At 62.5% G+C, this 19866-nt stretch carries 14 protein-coding genes and 1 pseudogene; 4 read left to right on the forward strand and 11 right to left on the reverse strand.

Going from position 1 to position 19866, the window contains the following annotated elements:
- Positions 1 to 117: 117 nt before the first annotated feature.
- Complete coding sequence (locus KEM60_RS12955) at positions 118 to 1890, forward strand: long-chain fatty acid--CoA ligase (RefSeq protein WP_219107993.1); 1773 nt, start codon at positions 118 to 120, stop codon at positions 1888 to 1890.
- A gap of 60 nt (positions 1891 to 1950) precedes the next feature.
- Here the strand turns inward: KEM60_RS12955 and KEM60_RS12960 are convergent, their stop codons facing one another.
- A complete protein-coding gene (locus KEM60_RS12960; protein WP_219107994.1) occupies positions 1951 to 3204 on the reverse strand; it encodes a DUF445 domain-containing protein in 1254 nt (417 codons plus the stop codon).
- A 38-nt stretch (positions 3205 to 3242) separates the two neighbouring features.
- On the opposite strand from KEM60_RS12960, the gene KEM60_RS12965 reads away from it, so the two are divergent.
- Complete coding sequence (locus KEM60_RS12965; protein ID WP_219107995.1) at positions 3243 to 4523, forward strand: aromatic acid exporter family protein; 1281 nt, start codon at positions 3243 to 3245, stop codon at positions 4521 to 4523.
- Positions 4524 to 4585: 62 nt separating this feature from the next.
- Here KEM60_RS12965 and KEM60_RS12970 read toward each other — a convergent pair whose 3' ends face one another.
- The 6 genes and pseudogenes from KEM60_RS12970 to nrdR all read right to left on the reverse strand — a co-directional run bounded on the left by KEM60_RS12970 (position 4586) and on the right by nrdR (position 11729).
- Positions 4586 to 5296: a DUF6308 family protein gene (locus KEM60_RS12970; RefSeq protein ID WP_219107996.1), complete on the reverse strand. Its 711-nt coding sequence runs from the start codon at positions 5294 to 5296 to the stop codon at positions 4586 to 4588.
- Between the two features lie 131 nt (positions 5297 to 5427).
- Positions 5428 to 6924, reverse strand: coding sequence for a glutamine synthetase family protein (locus tag KEM60_RS12975; protein ID WP_219107997.1), 1497 nt, complete (start codon positions 6922 to 6924; stop codon positions 5428 to 5430).
- 353 nt (positions 6925 to 7277) lie between these two features.
- Entirely contained in the window at positions 7278 to 7811 is a 534-nt protein-coding gene (locus KEM60_RS12980; RefSeq protein WP_219107998.1) for a GNAT family N-acetyltransferase, read from the reverse strand.
- Between the two features lie 44 nt (positions 7812 to 7855).
- Positions 7856 to 8100: pseudogene (locus KEM60_RS16655) on the reverse strand (transposase); the annotation flags it as partial.
- Positions 8101 to 8252: 152 nt separating this feature from the next.
- Complete coding sequence (locus KEM60_RS12985) at positions 8253 to 11159, reverse strand: vitamin B12-dependent ribonucleotide reductase (RefSeq protein ID WP_219107999.1); 2907 nt, start codon at positions 11157 to 11159, stop codon at positions 8253 to 8255.
- A gap of 105 nt (positions 11160 to 11264) precedes the next feature.
- A complete protein-coding gene (gene nrdR, locus KEM60_RS12990) occupies positions 11265 to 11729 on the reverse strand; it encodes a transcriptional regulator NrdR (RefSeq protein ID WP_219108000.1) in 465 nt (154 codons plus the stop codon).
- 739 nt (positions 11730 to 12468) lie between these two features.
- On the opposite strand from nrdR, the gene lexA reads away from it, so the two are divergent.
- Both lexA and KEM60_RS13000 read left to right on the forward strand, forming a co-directional pair.
- Positions 12469 to 13185, forward strand: a complete 717-nt coding sequence (lexA, locus tag KEM60_RS12995) for a transcriptional repressor LexA (RefSeq protein ID WP_219108001.1) — start codon at positions 12469 to 12471, stop codon at positions 13183 to 13185.
- A 62-nt stretch (positions 13186 to 13247) separates the two neighbouring features.
- Positions 13248 to 14180 carry a LysR family transcriptional regulator gene (locus KEM60_RS13000; RefSeq protein ID WP_219108002.1) on the forward strand — a complete coding sequence of 311 codons (933 nt, stop codon included), beginning with the start codon at positions 13248 to 13250 and terminating at the stop codon, positions 14178 to 14180.
- Between the two features lie 14 nt (positions 14181 to 14194).
- Here KEM60_RS13000 and KEM60_RS13005 read toward each other — a convergent pair whose 3' ends face one another.
- The 4 genes from KEM60_RS13005 to KEM60_RS13020 form a co-directional block, all read right to left on the reverse strand.
- Positions 14195 to 16546 (reverse strand): ComEC/Rec2 family competence protein, encoded by a 2352-nt coding sequence (locus tag KEM60_RS13005; RefSeq protein WP_219108003.1) that lies wholly within the window; start codon positions 16544 to 16546, stop codon positions 14195 to 14197.
- Positions 16543 to 17412, reverse strand: coding sequence for a helix-hairpin-helix domain-containing protein (locus KEM60_RS13010; protein WP_219108004.1), 870 nt, complete (start codon positions 17410 to 17412; stop codon positions 16543 to 16545). Before KEM60_RS13010 ends, KEM60_RS13005 begins: the two co-directional genes overlap by 4 nt.
- Before the next feature lie 388 nt (positions 17413 to 17800).
- Positions 17801 to 17956 carry a hypothetical protein gene (locus KEM60_RS13015; protein ID WP_219108005.1) on the reverse strand — a complete coding sequence of 52 codons (156 nt, stop codon included), beginning with the start codon at positions 17954 to 17956 and terminating at the stop codon, positions 17801 to 17803.
- A gap of 142 nt (positions 17957 to 18098) precedes the next feature.
- The coding region (locus KEM60_RS13020; RefSeq protein WP_255574613.1) for a type I restriction-modification enzyme R subunit C-terminal domain-containing protein at positions 18099 to 19866 on the reverse strand (1768 nt) is incomplete at its 5' end.

Consider the following 19866-nt stretch of genomic DNA (forward strand, 5'->3'; position numbering starts at 1 on the left):
TCACGCGGGACTCGAACGATCGTAAGACCTGCGGCCGCCACCTGTTGACAACCACGGTGTGATGGGAAGGGCAATACAACTTACGCTCACGTAGGTTACGGTTCCGTAGATAGGTTCTTGACCGAGATCGAGGTACCCATGGCCTTCTCCCACCTGCCTGCGCTGATCGCTGCATCCGTGCACACCCACCCCGACCAGCGGGCCTTGAGTCTGCCCGCAGGTGAATCCGGGACACAGCTCACGTACGCCCAGATGTGGGCCCGGGCTCGACACCTCGGGGTCGCTTTGCGGCGTTGCGGGGTAGGAAAAGGCGATCGGGTCGGGATCTTCGGGGGAAACAGCCCAGAATGGACCCTCGTCGATCTGGCGTTGCTCCAGGTCGGTGCGATCAGTGTGACGCTCTACCAGACGTCCAGCGCAGCTCAGGTGCGGCATATCCTCAACGATTCCGAAGCTGTGCTCGCCTTCGTGGGCGGCAACAGCGAGGCTGACCGGCTGGCTCAGGTGCGCGCTGAGATCCCCACCCTGCGTGACGTGGTGGGCCTCAGTGACCTTGAGGCGTTCCACGGTCCGGAACCCACCGCTGAGGAGCTGTCCGACCTGGATGCCTGTACCGCGCAGCTCGCCGAGGACGATCTGTTCACGATCATCTACACCTCCGGGACGACCGGAGAACCCAAGGGCGCCTGCCTGTCCCACGGCAATATGCTCGCCCAGGTTGCGGCGATCCACCAGCTCTACCGGCTGGAACCTGGCATGCGCAGTATGTGCTTCTTGCCGTTGTCGCACGCTTACGAACGCGGGTGGACCTATGTGGTGCTCTCTTGCGGCGTGGAAAACGTCTATGTCACAGACCCACGGTCAGTGGCTGACGCCATGGTGACAATCCGCCCCGACGTCTTTTGTTCGGTGCCACGTCTCTACGAAAAAGTCTTCACCGTCGCTCAGGACATGGCCGGTGACGGGCCGCGACGTCGCCTGTTTGACCGGGCAGTCGCCATCGGGTTGGCGACCCAACGTCGGATCCGTCAGGGACGTCCGGTCCCGACGTACCTCTCACTGGCGAACGGACTAGCGGACCGAATGGTGCTGCATCACGTGCGGGATGCGGTGGGCGGCCGCAAAGCCGTGATGGCCTGCGGCGGCGCACCGCTACGTCGGGAAGTCGTGGAATTCTTCCTCGCCGCAGGTCTGGACATCTACGAAGGCTACGGTCTGACTGAGACCTCCCCGATGGTCAGTTGCAATGCTCCGGGACGCACCAAAATCGGGTCAGCAGGCAAGCCAATTCCCGGCTGTGAGGTACGCATCGCCGACGACGGAGAAATCCACGTCCGCGGCACCAACGTCTGCCACGGCTACTGGAAGCGCCCCGATCTGACCGAGGAATCCTGGACTGACGGCTGGTTCCGCACCGGTGACGTGGGACACCTTGACCAGGACGGATACCTCTACATCACTGACCGCATCAAAGACCTCATCATTACCGCGCAGGGCAAAAACGTCGCCCCCGGCCCCATCGAATCCGCGCTGTCCGCTGACCCACTGATCGCTTCGGCAGTCATCGTCGGTGACGATCGTCGCTACCTCGTCGCCCTCATCGAACCAGACGTCGAAACCCTGCAGCGGCTAGCCCGCGACCGCGGCTGGCCGGAGGAAGACTTGCCCACCCTCATCGAGCGTGACGAAGTGAAAGAAACCTATGCCGCGCTGATCCGCGCGGTCGGCGCAGAAGCTGCGCCGTACGAACAGATCAAACGATTCCGGCTGCTCCCCGCGCCGCTGACCATGGGATCGGGCGACCTGACCCCCACCTTGAAAGTTCGTCGGCGCGCTGTGGAAGAGCACTACCTTCACCTGATCGAGGAGATGTACGCCGAGCCCCGGTGACCTCTTAACGCCGAGACCCTCGGGGCGGCTCGTCCGCGAACTGCCCCCGAGGTCGGTGCATCAGGGCGCTAGCAGCTTGCTGACGGTGTGAATAACCAGACCGGCCAGCCCACCCACCACGGTCCCGTTGATCCGAATGAACTGCAGGTCCCTCCCCACGTGCAGCTCGATCTTCTCAGCAGCCTCTTTGCCATCCCATCGGGCAATGACCTGGGAGATGATCGGAGCAAGTTCTGCGCCGTAGGTGTCAACCAGGTCGGCCACGGTGTCTCCGACTCGTTCGTCGACCCGAGCGCGCAGCTCAGGTTCGGCGACGAGCCGCTCCCCCAACCGGCGAAGCTCTTTGGCGATGCGTTCCCGCAACACGCTGTGCTCTTCCTCCAAAGCGCGCTGCAAGGCGGTGCGGGTCACCTCCCACACCGACATCGCGGTGTCCGCGGTCTGCGGGTGCGTCAGGAGGCGCTCCTTGATGGTCTCGGCTCGCGCCATCGTCGCAGGGTCTTCCTGCAAGTCTCGGGCGAGATCACGCAGCAGGTCGTCAAGAGCCTGCCGGACCCGGTGGCCGCGATTGTCGCGCACATCCCGGATCCAGGTGACCGCCTCCAGATGCAACCGGTCAGCGACGATGTCGTTGACCCAGTTCGGCATCCAGGTGGGCGCCCGTTCCCCGATGATCGCCATGAACGTTTCCGGGTTTTCCACCAGCCAGGTATGCGCCTCAATGACGACGATATCGACGAGCGAGTGGTGGATCCCGTCGTCAACAACCTCTCCTAGCAACGCTCCCGCCAACGGGCTGACCGGTTCAGCGACCAACCGAGGCACCAGGGAATGCTCCACAAGCCCACGGACGTCGCCGGGTTCCACGCGGGTCAACGCTCGGGCGAGCAGACCCGCGGTCTCGTCGGCAAGCCGCCGCGAATGCGCCGGGTCGTCCAACCACACACCCAGCCGCCGAGTGACATCCGCAGCGACGTACCGTTCCCTCGCAGCCTCCCCGGTGAGGAAGTTCCCGGTGACGAAATCTTCCAGTCCGTGAGCGAAAGTGTCTTTCTTTTTGGGAACCAGTGCGGTGTGTGGGATCGGGATGCCCATCGGGTGGCGGAACAACGCCGTCACCGCGAACCAGTCAGCCAGCGCCCCCACCATGGCCGCCTCGGCGGCGGCGTTGACATAAGCCAGCAGCCCATCCTGGTGCAAAGTGATCACGAATACCGCTGCAGCAGCGATCAGCAGACCGGTCGCGACACGTCTCATTCGGACGAATCCTCGACGTCGTTCCTCGTCTGCTTCAGAAAGGGCGATGGTGGCCATGCCCGCATTCTCCCAAGTGGCCGTGGGATCCTGCGCGTGTGCTCACTGAACCACTGCGACACCTCCGTGGAGCGTTGCGGCCAGGATGGCGCACCGACCACGCCACCGACGATGTCCTGCCCCGACGCAGCGCCCCGGTCGTGGTCACTGTGGCCCGGCTCACCAGTGCTGCGGTCTTGGCGTATCTCCTCGCCGTGACCGTCACTCCCAACCTGAGCGACCTGACTGGGCCGTTGACCGCGCTGCTGGTCGTGCAGACCAATACCTACGCGACGATGAAGATGGGTGTGCTGAGGATCCTCTCGGTCCTCACCGGGGTACTCGTCGCCATCGCCGTGTCCAGCTGGGTCGGCCTGTCCTGGTGGAGTCTCGGGCTGGTGATCGGGGCGTCTCTGCTCATCGGTCACGTCCTGCGATTAGGAGACAACCTTCTCGAAGCTCCGATCAGCGCCATGTTGATCCTCGGAGTGTCTGCCCACGACCTGGCTGCGGAGACCCGAATCCTCAACACCCTCATCGGTGCTGGGGTCGGCGCGGCGTTCTCCATGATCTTGCCGCCCTCGGTGGCCCCCGCCGGAGCCGGTCAGGCCGTACACAACGTCGCCCGAGGCATCGCCCGCACCGTACGACGAGCGGGTGAGCAGATGACCGAGGGCATCGACCGCCACCGAGTGTCCCGGTGGCAGCAGGACACAGCGGCGCTCTTGCCGTTGGTGGATCGGGCCGGGGAGGCGGTAAGCCAAGTCGAGGAGAACCGTCGGCTCAATCCACGAGCGTTGGGGAGCATGGATGTGGTCCCTCGGTTGCGATCTGGGCTGGCAGCGTTGGAGCGCACCATCTTGTCGCTGCGCACGATGTATGCCTCGTTGGAGGATGAGATCCCCGTCACTGCGGGTCATCCGTCAGCCAGACATGTCGGCTACGACGAAGAGTTACGGTCCGCTTTTGCCGTGGTGCTGGTGGATATGGGGGACGCGGTGGAGGCGTTCGGGTCTTTGGTCGTTGCCGAAGCGGAAGGCCATGAGGAGCAGGCGGAGGAATCGTTGGCGCAGACGTTGGAGATTTTGCGGGAGACCCGAGCAATCCTCACCGACCTGTATTTCGTCGACGGCCGGGAGAATCCAGCGGCGTGGCTGCTCCGCGGGTCAGTGCTCGCTGGCGTAGAAGGTGTGCTGCGAAATCTGGACGTGGAGGAACGCGCCCGGGAACGAGACCGACTCACAGCGGAGCAGCAGTCCCGGCTATCCCGGCTGACGTCGCTACCCCGACGCAGCTCTCCCAGCTCATCCCGCGGGACCTCGCACGGCGAGCATCGCTGAGGAGAAAGTCCCCGGGGGACGCTGCCTCCTCGACAGCGACCACCCCGGGGGTCATTCCGCGTTCAGAAGCGATGTGGTGCGTGCATCCAGACGGCAACGTCAAGGTGCCGCAGCAGGGTGCCGGGGTCGCCCACATCAGTGCCCGACACGTCAGCGGTACGTCGGATCAGTTTTTCCAGCTGGTCCCGGACATCGTCATGCCCCATGATCCACGCGAAGACCTGCCAGTCGACCTGGTAGCGCGACGGCCACAACCGCAGATAGCGGCAGACCACTTCGTCACGCACCGGGAACAGGTTGGGGCGTTTGCGGGCGCAGATCTTGGCAGCTGTGGCCCAGTTCACTTCATACCGGTCACGGGTCGGCGGCACCAACCCCCGAAGGAATTCGTAGAGTTGGACCATCGCCTCAAGGAGCTCGGGGGTGGCCTCCTCAAGTTTCGCGTCCAACGGCAAGCGGTCCGCGCTGAGCAACTCCAGGACCCGATTGCGGGTCGGACCGGACTCCAGCAGCGAACGCACCGTCCGAGGTGGGATCTTCACATCCAGCAAGGTGACGGCCAGTAGGTCCTCATGGGTGAGATCCTCTGGGTCGGACTCGCCGTGATAGAGGAAGGTCGATCCGGCGAAATTGGCGTCCGGGGAGTAATACCGGGCGAGACGTTCCGGGGTGCGCGTGTCGCGCAGTGCGGTCCAGACCCGGTCCAGGGCGGGCTCCAGATAGAGGTCCGCGTTACGCCACCCCTCGGGCACCGGGAGACGGTTGTTGGCCATGTCGTCACCTTTCGTGGGCCGTGCGTCGGTGCACGTCACCCCCGTCAGCATAACGATGCCGCGAGCAACTCCGTGACGCCTCAACGGAGCTCACGGTTACGAGCGGGGTGTCAGCCGTGACGAGCGGGGTGTCAGCCACAGTGCAGATGCTCCCGGACTAAGGCGTTAAGGGCTCCGGCATCGCCGTACAACCGCTCAGACAGTCGGTCGTCGCCGTACGCCCGCAACGTGCGGATCGTGGCGTCGATGACCTCTGGCGGAAACACTCCGTCCTGCTCATAGCGCGCCCGGTGGGCCGACAAGGCTTCTGCTGAGCGGGCACAGGAATCTGGCAGCTGCGCCAAACCCTCCACCTGGCTGGCGTCCCGATCGACGTACCAGGCGCGAGCTGCCTCGAGCGCTCCCGGGTCGGTCAGTCCGTGGGCGGCTGCGACAGTCATCGCCGCGAGGTAGAGATGGACGTGGGCTGACCCGTCGCCACTGCGCAACTCAACGGTTTGCGGGTCACAAACCGGTGCCGTGAACGACTCTGCAGGTTCGCCTGGATTTGCCGACTGCCCCATGGATGCACCGATCCCGTTCCATCCCAGCGGGACTCGCACCAACACCGACCGGTTCCGGTCGCCCCAACAGATATTTGTCGGTGCTTCTTGGTGCGGCACCAACCGCAGGTACGACGTAGGTACCGTGTTGCCGAAGGCGGTCAGGCTCGGTGCGCTGTCGAGGAAACCAGCGATCACCCGCAATGCATCGTCGCTGAGACCGTCCGGGGTGGTCAACAGATTCCGGCCGTCACGCACCAATCGGGTGTGCACATGCAGCCCACTACCGGCCTGACCAACGATGATTTTCGGGGCAAAACTGACCTCTAAACCGTTGCGGTAAGCCACCTCCCGCAACACCCATTTCGCGAGGACCAACTGGTCAGCAGCATCTTCCACAGGGACCGGGAGGAACTCGATTTCTCCCTGCACCATTTCGACGCCGTCGTGGACGATATTGCCCACTTCGGCGTGCCCGTATTTGATCTGGCCGCCGATGCTGGCGATATGCATCATCGCTTCTCGACGAATCACTCCCCACTTGGAGAACGGATGCGACTCGTGATATCCACGCTGCTCCACGATCGGATAGATCGAATCAACCTCAGAAAAAATGTAATACTCCAACTCGCCGAGCGCTTCCATGGTCGCCCCAGTACGCCGCCGTAAACTACTCTGAGCTGCTCGGACGATCTGCTCCGGGGCACTAGAGAGCGGCTGTCCATCAGCATCAAAAAATGAACACAACAGGTCGAGAGTGGGCTCTTCAGTGAAAGGATTAAGGAACGCCGTCCGATACCGAGGCATGACATAGAGGTCACTGCTGTCTGCGCTGATCGCCGTAAAAAGACTAGACCCATCGACCCGTTCACCCATGCTGAGGATCCGGTCAAGATGTGCCGCAGAGTTGATGACGAAGTTCAGTTTTTTCAACCGCCCATCCCCGGCCACATATCGCAAGTTAATCATGCGAATCCCGGCGCTACGCACATATGTCATGATGTCAGCTTTAGTGAACTCTTCAGCTGGTTTGTCAAGTGCGCGAACCAGCGGGTGCGGGTTCAGGTCAATCAGGTCGTAGGACATCGCCGTTGATGCTCCTCGGAAGTGGACGCCAGGACGGCCCCAGGGGCACAGCAGAACGAGAGGGCAGGGAGACGCACACACGTCACCTGTCATCGACGTACGCCGTCGACGGGCCGTGGCTTCCACTGTGTCACCGCGAGGACCTGCTCAGGTGGCGTTCTGAAGAAATCTGGCGGCCTAATCCGTCCAATGGTGACCCCGCAGCCTCCGCGGCCCTCGGCCCCTGAGGCAAAGCGTCCGATTCGTTCAAGATGACGCCTGATCCCATGACATAGGTTCGTCACCATGACTTCATGGGACGACATCACCCGGGCGGTCGGAAGCGCAGCTGCCGGACGTAGCGACTCTGCCCGTCAGGAGTTCCAATTGACCGGAGTGACCACCCCTGTCATCCAGTCCCGTCGGATTATCGCGTAGGACACCGAATCAAGGGGCATGGCGCCCTCAACTCTCCACCCATCGCGGTAGTGCGCTTCTTTTACGTATCCATTTTTGGTGAAGATCCTGCGCATCGCTTCATTGTCGATGCGCGTGTTTCCTTCGATTCTATCAATGTTAGGGTTTTCAGTGAAGATGCAGGAGGTTCCCACGCCAAGAGCAATGGCACCGATGCCCTTGCCTCGACATTGACCATCGAGGCGAATGTCAATCATTGGATTGCCATCGAGCATATCTTGGAAGTTGATAATTCCCACACGCTTAGAATCGATCTGAATCCAGAAGGCAGCGTTCTCCGGCCGACTAAAAACGCCACTCGCCAGGAAGGCTCGGGCATCTTCCTCAGCGGGTTGCTCCACAACATGATATGGGAATTGATTGCCTATAAGAAACTCGACAATGTTTTCGGAGTCGAGGTCGGAGTCAATGGGTGTCAAACATATGTTCATGCTATCCAGCCTACTGCTACTAGCAGTAATCAGGCTCTTCCCCATCAACGGTGAAGGTGCTGTTTGAACCCGCCGGTTTCGAGGATGCTGCTGGTGGTGTGGTGGGTGAGATTGCGGAAGCCTAGGGCGATGACGCGCAGGTGTTCCAGACGGCCATTGATGGCTTTTGTGGGGTCGTTGCTGGTGCCAGGGTCATCCGAAGTAGGGCCAGGATGTCGCTGAAGCGTTTATTCAGTGTCCGGCCCAGGCGTGCGACCTCGTGCGAGACCTTGGGTACGCTGCGGGCGATCGGTGACATCCGCGTGACACCGTGCCCGCGATGAGCTCACGTGTCCACAACGGTGGATGGGTGATTCGGGCATCAGATCTGTAACGGAACGGTGGGGCCGCCCCATGTCGGGACGGCCCCACCGTTGCATCCGTTGAGAATATGGCTCGCTATCAGCTGCAGCCAGAGGTGCTACCGCACCCCTCACAGACATAACAGCTTCCCGCTGGACGCATCTTCGTGCCACACGTCATGCACATCGGCGCATCTGCACCTTTGCCTTGGAACCGTTCCATCAGCTCAGCTGAACTGTGGATCCGCGCATCAACTTCCCGGGCCGCCGCGACACCGCTACCGGACGTGATCTCCAATGACCGAGCCTTGCTGGTGGCTTTCTCATGGCGCGGTTTCTCCGCGACGGTCTGAGAGTAGTTCTCCAGCTCCTCTTCGATTTCCTCATCATCTTCACCGACCTGAGGTGCATAAGAACCGGTCTCCAACTGGCGGGACCGTTCCTGCGCGGTGTGAATCCCCAAGAACGACCGGGTCTCAAAGTCCAAGTAGTCCAGCGCCAACCGGCGGAAAACGTAATCCATGATGGATTGCGCCATGCGGATGTCCGGGTCGTCAGTCAATCCTGCAGGTTCAAAGCGCAGGTTGGTGAACTTCTCGACGTACGTCTCCAGCGGCACGCCGTACTGCAAAGCCACGGACACCGCCAACGAGAACGCATCCATCAACCCAGCCAGCGTTGACCCTTGCTTCCCGAACTTCAGGAAGATCTCCCCCAAACCATCGTCGGGGTAGCTTGACGCGGTCAAATAACCCTCGGCGCCGCCAACAGTGAACGACGTCGTCACCGAGCTGCGCCGCTTCGGCAGGCGCTTACGCACCGGGCGGTATTCCACGATCTTTTCTACGGCGACCTGCCCGGAGACGACCTCATCCGCAGCGGCGGTCTTCTTCTCCGCCTTAGCATCGGACAGCGGTTGACCCACCTTGCAGTTGTCCCGATACACCGCGAGCGCTTTCACGCCCGAGCGCCATCCCTGCAGGTAGACGTCTTCGATGTCTTCAACTGTCGCGGTCTCGGGCAGGTTCACGGTCTTGCTGATCGCGCCGGATAGGAATGGCTGACAGGCCGCCATCATCCGCACGTGGCCCATCGGGGAGATCGCTCGGCGACCCATCGCGCAGTCAAACACCTCGTAGTGTTCGGACTTCAGCCCGGGTGCGTCGATGACGTGGCCGTTTTCGGCGATGTATTCGACGATCGCTTCGACTTGCTCTTCCTGGTAGCCCAGTTTGCGTAGCGCTCGCGGGATGGTCAGGTTCACGATCTGCATGGATCCGCCGCCGACGAGTTTTTTGAACTTCACCAGGGAGAAGTCCGGTTCGATGCCGGTGGTGTCGCAGTCCATCATGAAGCCGATGGTCCCGGTCGGGGCGAGCACTGACGCTTGAGCGTTGCGGAATCCGTCGGCGGCACCGATGGTGACGACGTCGTCCCAGGCTTTGGTGGCTTCGGCGTGGATGGCCCCGTCCATCCCGTCCAAGGTGGTCAGGACAGCGTTAGCTTCCCGGTGTTTCCGCATGACCTGCTGGTGGGCATCGGCGTTGCGGGCATATCCGGCGTACGGCCCGACCACCCCGGCCAGTTGCGCAGAGCGACGGTACGCCGCGCCGGTGAGCAGACTGGTGATGGTCGCGGCGAGGCTGCGCCCCCCGTCGGAGTCGTATCCGTGTCCGGTGGCCATGAGCAGCGCGCCCAGGTTGGCGTAACCGATGCCCAGCTGACGGTAGTCGACGGTGGTCCGGCCGATGGCTTCAGTGGGGAAGTCCGCGAAGCAGATCGAAATGTCCATCGCGGTGATGACCAGTTCGACGACCTTCGCGAAGGTGACAGCGTCGAAGGTGTCGTCCTCGCGGAGGAATTTCAACAGGTTCAAACTGGCCAAGTTGCAGCTGGAGTTGTCCAGCGACATGTATTCCGAGCACGGGTTGGAGGCGGTGATCCGACCCGTTTCTGGGTTGGTGTGCCAGGCGTTGATGGTGTCGTCGTATTGGATGCCGGGGTCCGCGCACTCCCAAGCCGCTTTAGCGATCTTGCGGAACAGGCCACGTGCGTCGACTTCCTCGATGACCTCACCAGTCATGCGGCCGCGCAGACCGAACGCGGAACCAGCCTCCACCGCCCGCATGAACTCATCAGAGACTCGCACCGAGTTGTTGGCGTTCTGATACTGCACAGACACGATGTCTTTGCCGCCGAGGTCCATGTCGAAACCAGCGTCCCGCAGCGCGCGGATCTTGTCTTCCTCGCGCGCTTTGGTCTCGATGAATTCCTCAATGTCCGGGTGATCGATATCCAGCACCACCATTTTTGCGGCACGGCGGGTGGCGCCACCGGATTTGATCGTCCCTGCGGAGGCATCAGCGCCACGCATGAAGCTCACTGGGCCGGACGCGGTGCCACCCGAGGAGAGCAGTTCTTTGCTGGATCGGATCCTAGACAGGTTCAACCCGGCGCCGGAACCGCCCTTGAAGATGAACCCCTCCTCCTTGTACCAATTAAGGATTGAGTCCATCGAGTCCTCCACGGACAAGATGAAACAGGCGCTGACCTGCTGCGGACTGGCCGTCCCCACGTTGAACCACACGGGCGAGTTGAAGCTGAAGACCTGGTGCAGCAGCGCGTAGGTGAGTTCGTGCTCGAAGATGTGCGCGTCAGCGTCGGTCGCGAAATAACCGTGAGTGCGGCCAGCAGCGGCGTAGGCCTTCACGACTCGGTCGATGAGCGTTTTCAGCGACGCTTCACGCTGGTCGGTGCCCACCGCGCCCCGGAAATATTTCGTGGTGACAATCGTGCTGGCGTTGACCGACCAAAAATCAGGGAACTCCACGCCGTGCTGCTCGAAGATCGTCTCGCCGGTCTTCCAGTTGGTCTGAACGACGTCTCGTTTTTCCCAGGTGACCTGGTCGTAGGGGTGCACTCCTTCGGTGGTGAAGATGCGCTCCACGCGCACCCCCTTGCCGCTGGCCTGTTTGGCTGCGGCGCGCGCGCCTGTCGTCTTCGTCATCGTGTGAATCCTTCCGTCGACATCTGCGACTTCATGTGGGCGGGGCAGGTCAGGGCGCAGCTCCGACCTGTGATGGTGTTGTCTGTGCAGGTGGGGTCTTCGACCTCAAAGGTCATCGGCACCGGCGCGTTCGGCGCGCAACAGAGCGATGGCTTTCTCAAAGTCCTCAAGGTTGTCGAAGGCCTGATAGACCGAGGCGAAGCGCAGATAGGCCACTTCGTCGAGTTCCCGCAGCGGCGGGAGGATAGCTAGGCCGACTTCGTGGGCATCAATTTCAGCTTGCCCGCGAGCACGAACTGATTCTTCGACGCGTTGCGCCAGTCGTGCCAGGTCGTCTTCACTGACTGGCCGTCCTTGGCAGGCTTTGCGTAGTCCGGTGACGATCTTGCTGCGACTGAAAGGTTCGTTCACCCCGGAGCGTTTGATCACCGCCAGACTGGCGGTCTCCACAGTGGTGAATCGGCGCTCGCAGGAGGGGCATTGGCGACGACGCCGAATGGCGGTGCCGTCGTCGGTGGTACGGCTGTCCACGACTCTGCTGTCGGTGTGACGACAGAACGGACAGTGCACGGCCCCTCCTCTTCCTTGCTGAACCGGCCCGGACGGGTGCATTCGGGCATGACGACGTACTCCCCGGACGCATCTCGACGCACGTACGGCGAAGCTGTCGCGCGTGTCGGGACGCCCCCTCGTCGTACGATCTCGGCGGGATGACGCCTGTGGATGGCCTTGTGGACATCCTGTGGAGAACTCGACATTCTCTGGGGACTACATGTGGATGACTCACATCGATGTCACCACTACATCTAGTGATCGTAGGGGTCTGGCTCGGTGAGAGCAAGCTTGCCGCTCAGCGGTTCGCGGATCCTCAGCAGCCCACCAAAGGACCCCCAAACAGCCCGATTCCCATGACCATCAGCACCATTCAGATCACCCCGCAGCCACCCATGACACACCCCAGACCCCCCGTTGCGATGACGCCACCGGGCGTGTCGCCCCGTCGGATCAGGCCAGCATCAGCATGCCACGATCAGGACTCCCCGCGGAGAAATTGGGCACCCGGAAGATCTTCACTCACCATCCAGCTCCCCAGCCCTTCGAAAGCCGGAGGGGCACCTCGAATTCACACCGCATCATCGAACATCAGTACGATCGAACAGGCATACGAATAAGACCACGCCGCAAGCAGCCTCGTCGACGGGCATGATCGAACTGATGTCTTATGATTCAGGCGGTGACCCTGCCGGTGATCTCAGCCCTGGGCAGGCCTTGACCGACGACGACACGTACTGGTGCGCAGGAGAAAACCATGGCGAAGATCCACCGGCTCCCGGAGCGCGACCCCGGGGTCGGACTCACTCAACGCCAGAAAAAAATCCTGGACGTGATCCGGCACGCTGTCGACCGTCGCGGATACCCTCCGAGTCTGCGGGAGATCGGGGAGGCCGTCGGATTGACCAGCCCCAGCAGCGTCGCCCATCAACTCACTGCCCTGGAGCGCAAGGGTTTTTTGCGCCGTGACCCCAACCGGCCGCGCGCCATCGAGATCGTCCACACCGGCGTACCCGTCGCTCGTGCTAGTGCCACCAAAACTCGCCCGAGCAGCCACACCTCTCGCCGGGAAGACCGCCCCTCTCGAGACAGTGAGTCCCCCACTGCCCTCGTCCCGCTGGTCGGTCGGATCGCCGCTGGCGCACCCATTACCGCCGAGCAGAGCATTGAGGACGTCTTCGCGCTCCCCCGCCAACTCGTCGGAGACGGAGAACTTTTCCTGCTTCAGGTCAGCGGCGATTCCATGGTGGATGCCGCTATCTGCGACGGCGACTGGGTAGTGGTGCGTCACCAGCCCGCAGCCGAAAACGGAGAGATCGTCGCTGCCATGATCGACGGCGAGGCCACAGTGAAGACCTTCCGTCGACGAGACGGTCACGTCTGGCTGATCCCCCACAACGACGCTTACCAACCGATCCTCGGCGATCAGGCAACGATCTTGGGTCGCGTCACAGCAGTGTTGCGACGAATGTGACCCCGCCGAGAGCGGCATCGCACGTCCTCACCATGCCTGACCCCCTGGGTTATCCTCGGCCAATGATCGATGCGGCTGGGCTCCGAGTGATGAAGGCCATCGCTGACGAAGGCAGCTTCACGGCCGCAGCCTCTTCGCTGGGCTATTCCCAGCCCGCGATCTCCCAAATGGTGCGCCGTCTCGAACAACGCACCGGCACCGCGTTAGTGGAACGGGTCGGACGATGTGTCCGACTCACCGAAGCAGGGCATGTGCTCGCCCGTCATGCCGTCAGTGTCCTCGCAGCCATCGACGCCGCAGAGGAAGAAGTCGCCGCCATCGCAGGCTTACGCACCGGTCGGGTGCGTCTGATGGCTTTCCCCTCCGGTTCAGCGACGCTCGTGCCACAAGCGCTGGCGTTGGTACGTCGGCGCTACCCCGACGTCAGCGTGCGTTTTGCAGAAGCTGAGCCCCCCGAATCGTTGGCGGCATTGCGCGCCGGTGACTGCGATATTGCGGTGGCGTTCACCTATGAAGGGACCGACCTCGGCCGCGGCGAAACCGACCTCGACCTATTTGAGTCACAACGGCTCCTCGACGACGAGGTGCATCTGGTGGTCCCAGCGGATCATCGCTTGGCAGGACAGGACAGCGCAGACATTGCTGATCTCGCCGACGAACTGTGGATCGCCGGGTGTCCCCGCTGCCGCGGCCACCTGGTGCAGGTCTGCCAGGACGCAGGTTTCGCCCCACGGGTCACCTTCGAAACGGAGGATTACGTCGCTGTCCTCGGTTTTGTCGCAGCCGGATTAGGGGTGGCCCTGATCCCTGATCTCATCCTCAGTTCCGCCTCCAATCCTGGCGTCACGGTCCTGCCCATCAAGCCCGCTTCGCGGCGTACCGTATGGGCAGTGACCACCGCTGACCTGCGGCGGGTGCCTGCGGTGGAAGCCACGATGACGGCCTTGACTGAAAGCGCTACCCGGATCAGCTGCCGCCACAGTGCGGCGGTCTGACCCCTGATCGCCACTCACCGGCGTACGGTCACGACCATCTCCCCGGCACGGACCCCGACCAGCACGTCACCGTTTCGGTCGGTACGACGTACCTGGCTGCCGGTGCCCCCGATGACACTCATGACTGACGGCGACGGATGCCCATACGTGTTGTCAGCGCCCACTGAGATCACAAACAGCCGGGTGGGCAGACGGCGCAGCAGTTCGTGATCAGCGTTCGCCGACCCGTGATGAGCGACTTTCACCACATCCACTGGTCCGTCAGCGCCTGCCGTGACCAATTCACGTCGTACGTCGGCAGCTTCTTCTCGTTCCGCATCACCCATCAACAGCAGCCGCAATCCGGCAGCGTCGACGTCCAGGACCGCTGAGTTGTTGTTAGGGACCGACCCCGAGTCGATACGGCGCCGGGGGGTGCGGACCGTCGCGTGGGCCTGCTCCCAGGTGAGGGAGTCACCGCCGGTGATTCGTTGCACCGGCAAACCGTGCCGTGCCGCGAGCTCCCGGACCCGTCGGGCGTCAGCGGCTGGTTCATCGACGGGGTTGACAAATAGTTCCCGTACCGGCCAGCCCGCCAGCACCGACTCCAGGTCCCCGCTGTGGTCTTCATGCAGGTGGCTGAGCAGGACCGCGTCGATCCGATCTACGTCGAGGCGACGTAAACACCCGGCGATGTCACCGCCGCGTGGCCCCACATCCACCACCACTGCGGAGCGTTCCCCAGAACGAATGACCAGCCCATCCCCCTGACCGACGTCGCAGGCCACAAACCGCCACTGCGGCAACGGCCACCCCGCAGTCGGGGTTGGAGCCACCCCAGCTGCCACCACCAGCAGAGCTCCGACGGCGGCGCCCCGACGGCGCCGGACCCACCACATAATCCGTGGGGCCGCAGCCAACCCGACTGCAGTGAGCGCCGCCAAAGACAACGCCCCGACGGTGCCAGCCGGCCACGGCACCGTCGCATACGGCAGGCTCGCCCCCAGGTGCGCGACCTGGGCGATGCCCCACGCGGGCAGACAACCCACCCAGGCAGGCAGTGCTGCCGCTCCTACATGAACGACCGCCACCACCGCCGTCGCCACCGCCGCCAGCGTCGCCGGACCCACCAGCGGAGCCGCGAGCAGGTTGGCGCCGACCCCCACCACACTGATCTGACCGGACAGCACCACAATCAATGGCGCACAGACCAGTTGAGCAGCCACTGGAATCGCCACCGCTTCCCCGAGGAAAGCCCATCGTGACGGCAACCGCGCGCCAAGCGCCTGACCCCACGGGCGCGCCAGGATCAGCAACGCTGCGGTCGCGAGGACGCTCAACGCAAAGCCAAACGACCGAGCCAACCAGGGGTCGATGACCAGGAGGAGGACCACGGCTCCCGACAGGGCGGGCATGCCCGCTGCGCGCCGTGAAGTGTGCATCCCCACCAAGCCAATGGTGCCCATCACGGCCGCACGGATCACGCTGGGGTCGGGACGGGCCAGCACGACAAACGCGGCGAGAGAGATCGCAGCCAAGATTGGTCGATAGCGGCGTGGGATTCTGAGCAACCCGGACAATCCGGTGATGGCAGATAGCACCACCGCGACATTGGAACCGCTGACGGCAGACAGATGGGTTAACCCCGTGGTTTTCATGTTTTCAAGCAGGACATCTGGGGTGGCGCTGGTGTCCCCCACTATCAGGCCAGGAAGCAGCCCAGCAGCGTCAGCTGGCAGCACCGCAGTCGCTTCCCGCAGCCGCCCTCGGACGTGGTCGGCGACATCGACGACCGCTCCGGGTCCAGCGAGGATCTCTGGAGCACCGGTCGGAGTGAACAGAGCTACTACGTCGGTGGAATCCGAGGGTGGAGCGAGGCGCCCAGTGACGCGAATCTTTTCGCGCCACCGCCGAGTCGCCCAACTCGGGTCGGCGCTGACCAGGATTCGCGTGGCCACCGGCGTACGTCGTCCGCGCCCGTCAACGGAATCCACGTCGAGGCTGAAAAGGACCCGGTCGGCGCGGCGTTCCGGACCAGCCCGCAGGACACGCGGGTCAGATCCGACGCGGCCTTCGACCGTGACGACTGCGCGCACTGCGGCAAGCTCACGCACACCCCCGGCGTCACTGACAGCAGTCTGTGCTGCCGCAGCAGTCAAGACCAGCGCGGTGACAGCGCCGCTGATCGTGATCAGTGACGTCCGCCGTCCGGTACGCCGACGTACCCACGCGATGAACGCCAGCGCGGCCGCACTGACCGCTGCGGCGACGATCACTGTCGGGCCGGTCGGCAACAGCGCAGCACTGCATGCCCACGCGATCGCCGCTGGCAGCGCCAACCGCAGGTCAAGTCGGGTCGCCGGGTCAACGGCGGCCACCTGATTCATACCGTGACCAGCGGTGCGACCTGCGCAAACAATTTCGGGCCGATCCCGGGGACCTCTTGCAGTTCCTGCACTGTGGAAAATCGGCCGTGCTCGCGACGCCAATCGACGATGCGGGCGGCGGTGACCGGGCCAATCCCAGGGAGCGCATCCAAGGCGGCCGCGTCGGCAGTGTTGAGGTCGATCTTCCCGCCTGCTGGGGCGCCCCCACCGGGCCGGGCCGCGCCACCGACGGGCGCTGCTGGCGGGGGGACGCTCTCCCCGGGGGCAGGGACGACGATCTGCTCACCGTCGGTGAGGACCCGCGCCAAGTTAACGGCGTCAAGACGAGCCGTTGTGGTCGCTCCACCAGCGGCTTTGAGCGCATCAGATACCCGCGACCCGGCAGGCAGACGGACCACGCCGGGGGTGGCGACCTGACCGATGACGTGCACCACCACGCTGTTACTGGTGTTTCCGGTGTTTCCGCCGCTGGCAGTCGCCGTAGCAGCCGCTTTGCTGGAGGCCAGCGCGCCAGCGGTGGCGCCACTCGCAGCAGGTATCGGTGTCGGAGTGGCATCGTGGCGGGTCACCCACACGCGCACCCCCAAGACCACCGCAACCACGACCGCGATCACAGCGACCCCAGCAGCTGCCCCCCAGGCGGGACGCACCCGCGCCGCGCGAATCACCTCAGGGAGATGGAGTCGTGGTGGCGGCTGCTCAGCGACCCGACGCACCTGCAACGCTGGTCTGGCCACCTCAGCAGCCGAGTCGTCCAGGTCGACAATTTCGTCATCAGTGGTACGTCGACGGACCTGATCAGCAGCGCCACGCAGCAGCGCTTCGACACGGTCAGCCGGAGGTGGGGTGGCGCTCGTCGGTCGCATGCCGCCCACCGTGGCAATAAATCCCCGCTGTCACGGGGACGCGGGGTTCACCGCTGTGGATGATCGATGCTGTTCAGGAGGGTTGTGGAGGACATCCGAGTCGACTCGGTCAGGCACGGCCCCGTCTTCGTGCCTGATGGCGGACACTTGGGCTGGGTTGCAGTACATCTCGGCGTACCGGACAGACCACCTGACCACCCTCACAGAGGCGCAGCTCTTCAGGGATTTCGCCGCCGCAACTACCGACTTCAGTGCACATGCCCCTCGAGGCGCCTACCGGAATTTAACGCGAAGAGGAATGACATCATGGGAAAAATCAGGATCCTGATCGGCAGTTTTTCACCTGGATGGGAGTAGGCCTCCTCTTTCGCAAGAGAAGAAGTGAGCCTTAGCTTTGATATTTTATGGCGTATCCGCACAGTCGACACTGTTGCCGTTCGATGATCTCGTCATCAGTGGTACGTCGACGGCCTTGATCGGCAGCGCCACGCAGCAGCGCTTCGACACGGTCAGCCGGAGGTGGGGTGGCGCTCATCGGTCGCATGCCGCCCACCGTGGCAATAAATCCCCGCTGTCACGGGGACGCGAGGTTCCACAGCTGTGGACGATTGATGCTGTTCAGGACGGGCTGTGGATCACCTCGCGAAAGCGTATGAATAGTTCGCAATCCGCGCTGAGCGGAGACCTCAGGCGACTGTCTCCTCCGCCGCAGCATGCAGTCGCACCTGGTCAAGTACAAACACGATGCGGTCAATGTCGTTGTCGTTGAAGAGCAGGTCGGGTCCGGTGGGGGCAACGTCGGTGAAGGGCGCCTCATAGAGTCGGCGGGCCTCCATCACTCCGTTGGCTGTGAGTTGCTCGACGATCAGCTGAATGAACCGGATTTCGACGGTGCTGAATCGGGAGTCAGTCAAGAACTCTGAGAATGCCTCAGTGGCTGCCTGACGGTCTAGTCCTACGAGGGAGCGGATAAAGAGGCCAAGCCCCTGGGCTTCCTCGCCAGCTCGAGCGATATCTTCTGGTCCGCCCGCCCCCGATGCGACCAGCATCGCTTCCAACGCTTCGAGGTCGGTAGGGGTCAACTGTTTGTTGCGGCGCAGTTTCTGCAGGGCGACATTATCGTCATGGTCCTTCAAATAGGCCCGAGCTTTTGCTCGGAACCGCTCCATATCAGTGCCGACGGCGACACCGGGCAAGTCAACGATGGACACTTCGCCAAGCTCGTCAGCAAAGTTCGTATAGACGATAGAGCGATGATTTTTTTCCATGAGTCGGACTAAGCCGCGCAGTCGCTTCCGGGCATGTTCAAGCATTAGCAACGTGACGTCGACCCACCATTCATCATCGGCGACTTCGGCGAGCAACGCCTGGCATTCAGCGATGATCGGGATAGTGGTCTGGGCGAGCAGCGTAGCGGCGATCGCTTGCACTCGCCGTCGCAGCCGCTCCATGGCCAAGTGGTCACTGTCAAGCACAGCCAGTTGCATTTTTAAGATCAGCAGGTCGAAACGTTTGGCGTCTTCATCGTCGTCCCGCACCGCGGATGGCAAGCCAGCCAGGTGTGCCGCGACCTCCCCCGCCTCCGCCACAGTCAGGTGTTGCCAGGCTTCCCAAGCTGCATACCGCCTTACCCATTCCCGTTCAGGCCGGACAACGAAGTTGTCGATATTCATGCTTCCGACAATGCCGTGTAGATGACGTGCGGTCTCTTCACGTAATTCTTTGTCCTGGTCTGCTTGGTCTAGCGCTGACACCAGACCTAAGCGCGCCTCAAAGAGCCGTTGACCGAGCGATTTCTGCACTGACCCTTCGGACCCGGCTCCGGGCTGACTGAAATATTCGAGGTTCATACAAAAGTCAAAGACATAGAAGTTCTTTTTATCAGATCCAGGTCCGAATATGTCAGGTCGTAAGCGGGTTCCCCGACCAATCATCTGCCAGAATTTGGAGGCTGACCGGACAAGTTTGAAGAAAACCACGTTCACTACGTCTGGTACGTCGATACCGGTGTCGAGCATGTCAACACTGATTGCAATATGGGGGGATTTAGTTGGGTCGCCGAAGTCTGCGATCAAGGTATCAGCGTGCTCAGTACGGTAGGTGACGACGCGAGCAAAGTGGCCAGCGTATTCAGGATAAGCACGGTCAAAACGATCGCGAATAAATTCAGCATGTTCGGCGTTTTTAGCAAAAATTATCGTCTTTCCGAGGCGATCCCCACCGGCAACCTTGTGCCCTTGCTCCATCAGCTGCTTGAGGACTTTATCGACGGTGTCAGCATTGAAGAGCCAGCGGTTCAGTTCTTCCGGGTTAATGTCGGTCGGAGGGTTGTCGTTGCTTGGGGTAAAGGGGTCAGTGCCTCGCTTGGGATGATGTGTGGTTCCAGGTGAGGGAGAGTGTTGATGCGTGGTCGCGGGTTGACGTTGGCTGAGCGTGAGGATATTTCGCGGGGTA

Source organism: Austwickia sp. TVS 96-490-7B, assembly GCF_019331795.1.
Taxonomy (GTDB): Bacteria; Actinomycetota; Actinomycetes; order Actinomycetales; family Dermatophilaceae; genus Austwickia.

Excerpts from the sequence above, each read along its gene's own strand:
- KEM60_RS12960 (WP_219107994.1), bottom strand. The coding sequence starts at position 3,204 with ATGGCCACCATCGCCCTTTCTGAAGCAGACGAGGAACGACGTCGAGGA.
- KEM60_RS12970 (WP_219107996.1), bottom strand. The coding sequence starts at position 5,296 with ATGGCCAACAACCGTCTCCCGGTGCCCGAGGGGTGGCGTAACGCGGAC.
- KEM60_RS12975 (WP_219107997.1), bottom strand. The coding sequence starts at position 6,924 with ATGTCCTACGACCTGATTGACCTGAACCCGCACCCGCTGGTTCGCGCA.
- KEM60_RS12980 (WP_219107998.1), bottom strand. The coding sequence starts at position 7,811 with ATGAACATATGTTTGACACCCATTGACTCCGACCTCGACTCCGAAAAC.
- KEM60_RS12985 (WP_219107999.1), bottom strand. The coding sequence starts at position 11,159 with ATGACGAAGACGACAGGCGCGCGCGCCGCAGCCAAACAGGCCAGCGGC.
- lexA (WP_219108001.1), top strand. The coding sequence starts at position 12,469 with ATGGCGAAGATCCACCGGCTCCCGGAGCGCGACCCCGGGGTCGGACTC.
- KEM60_RS13000 (WP_219108002.1), top strand. The coding sequence starts at position 13,248 with ATGATCGATGCGGCTGGGCTCCGAGTGATGAAGGCCATCGCTGACGAA.
- KEM60_RS13005 (WP_219108003.1), bottom strand. The coding sequence starts at position 16,546 with ATGAATCAGGTGGCCGCCGTTGACCCGGCGACCCGACTTGACCTGCGG.
- KEM60_RS13010 (WP_219108004.1), bottom strand. The coding sequence starts at position 17,412 with ATGCGACCGACGAGCGCCACCCCACCTCCGGCTGACCGTGTCGAAGCG.
- KEM60_RS13015 (WP_219108005.1), bottom strand. The coding sequence starts at position 17,956 with ATGCGACCGATGAGCGCCACCCCACCTCCGGCTGACCGTGTCGAAGCG.